Genomic DNA, 2369 nt, shown 5'->3' on the forward strand with positions numbered 1-2369 from the left:
GCCGTCAGCAGATCGATCGAACCCAGCCTCACGTGCGGGTTCTCGGCGATTACCGTGAGGAGCCGCTGCAGGCGCTGCACCCACAACTCCACCGTGCCGAAGTCGAAACGGTCTGCGGAATAGACGAATTCACCGTCCAGACCGCTCTCGTCGTCCACGCGCCGACGCACCGACACCGTGAGGTCGAGACCGGCGAGATCGCCGCCCTTGTCGTCGTCGAGGGTGAGGAGCACCTGGAACAGCGGATGCCGGTCGGGTGCCTGCCCCCCGCCCACGGCCGCGACGATCCGCTCGAACGGGACGTTGCCGTGCCGCACGGCCGCGCGCTCGGTGCGGTGCGTCCGGGCCAGGAAGTCGGTGAAGGTGGCCCGCGGATCGAGGCGGCTGCGCAGCACGAGCGGATCGGTCGACTGGCCCAGCCCGAATTCGGAGCGTTCGGCGATGACGGCGCCGATGCTGAGATCATCGGTGTTCCCGACCACCGACAGCATCACCGCCAACGCCGCATGCACCACGGTGAACAGCGACGAATCCTGCTCCTGCGCCAGCATTTCCAGCGCCCGGCACGTGCCGGCCTCCACCTCGAAGCTCACCGCCCCGGCGGCCGAGCCCGCGGCGGCGGGGTCACGGTCCGCCGGCAACGGCAGGGCCGGCGGCGCACCCCGCAACTCGTCTCTCCAGTAACGCAACTCGCGTTCGTACGGCGCGGGTACCGGCAGCGCGGCACGATCCACCTTGCCGCTCGGCGTGAGCGGCATCGACCCCAGAACCGTCACCGTGGCCGGCACCATGTACCGCGGCAGACGCCGGGCAACAGTGGCAATGACGTCTTCGGGGTCGAGCGGCGCTCCGTCGAGTGCTGCGCCGTGGACGTACCCGTCCACCATCAGTTCGCCGTTGCGCTCGTGCGTCACCGCGATGGCCGTGTGCACACCCGGGTATTCGCCGAGCACCGCGGTGATCTCGCCCAGTTCCACCCGGAATCCGCGGATCTTCACCTGATCGTCCACACGGTCCACGAACTCGAGTTCGCCGTCCTTCGACCACCGCACCAGATCACCCGTCCGATACATCCGCACGCAGTCGCGCGAGAACGGGTTGGCCACGAAGCGGGCCGACGTCACATCCGGGCGTTCCAGGTATCCGCGTCCCACCCCGGGACCGGACAGGTACAGCTCACCCACCACACCCGTCGGAACGGGCTGCAGGCAACGGTCGAGTACCAGCGCCGTCACGCCCTCGATCGGACGGCCGATCGTGACAGGCGAATGGGGGTTCAGTGGCTGAGCGTTCAAGGGCGCCGTGGCCGTGGCCCAGATGGTCACCTCGGTGGGCCCGTACAGGTTCAGCACGGTGCGGCCGGGACTCCAGCGTGACACCAGGTCGGGCGGGCAGACGTCACCCGCGACGGCGATCACCTCGAGGTGATCGAGGCCGTCGGGGTCCATCATGGCCGGAACGGCCGGGGTCGTGGTCCAATGCGTCACCCGCTCGCGGCGGAGCAACTCGGCCAGCTCCCGGCCACCGTGCACCGACGGCGGCGCGATCACCAGCGTGGCGCCCGCCGTGAGTGCCACCAACAGTTCGTGGACGGAGGCATCGAACGACGGCGACGCGCAGGCCACCACCCGGGACCGCGAGGTGACGGCGTAGGTACGACGCACTGCCGCAGTATGATTCGCGAGCCCGCGATGCGTCATCGTCACTCCGCGGGGCGCACCCACCGATCCGGACGTGTAGATCACGTACGCCGCGTTGTCGACCCGGATGGGACGCAGCCGGTCGGCGTCGGTGACGGAAGCGCTGTCGCCGGGCTGATCCTTCGCGTCCACCCAGCCGATGCCAGCGGGCACCACGGACGGATCGGTGGCGATCGCCATCGTGGCACCGGACTCGGTGATCATGTGCGCGATGCGTTCGGCGGGATATCCCGGGTCGACGGGCACGAAGGCAGCGCCCGTGCGCGCCACCGCCCACACCGCCACCACCTGCTCGACCGATCGGGGCAGCATCAGCGCCACCCGGTCGCCGGTACCCACCCCCGCCTCGATCAGCACGTGCGCCAGCCGATTCGAGCGCTCGTGCAGAACGCGATACGACACGTCCTCGTCGCCGTAGCGCAACGCGATCCCGTCGGAATCGGCTGTGGCGTCGAACAGTTCGGGAAGGGTCAGCGGAGGGACGGATTCAGGACCCGAAGAGTGAACCAGCTGGTCCCGCTCGTCCGCGGTGAGCAACGGCAGAACCCCGATCGGGGTGTCCTCCTCGGCCCCGACGAAACCGGCGAAGTACTGCAGAAACCTCTCGTGGTGCCCGCTCAGCTCGTCCTTCTCGTAGACGGCGGGATTGCCCTCGAACTCCACCCGGAC

General features: G+C 69.2%; 1 protein-coding gene. It reads right to left on the bottom strand.

The annotated features are described in order from the left end of the window. Nucleotides 1-2369: non-ribosomal peptide synthetase (locus WAW17_RS19705; RefSeq protein ID WP_422334607.1), on the bottom strand; the 2369-nt coding region annotated here is incomplete at both ends.

It is taken from the genome of Rhodococcus sp. (in: high G+C Gram-positive bacteria), from assembly GCF_049286785.1.
In the GTDB taxonomy this organism is placed as follows: Bacteria; Actinomycetota; Actinomycetes; order Mycobacteriales; family Mycobacteriaceae; genus Rhodococcus_F.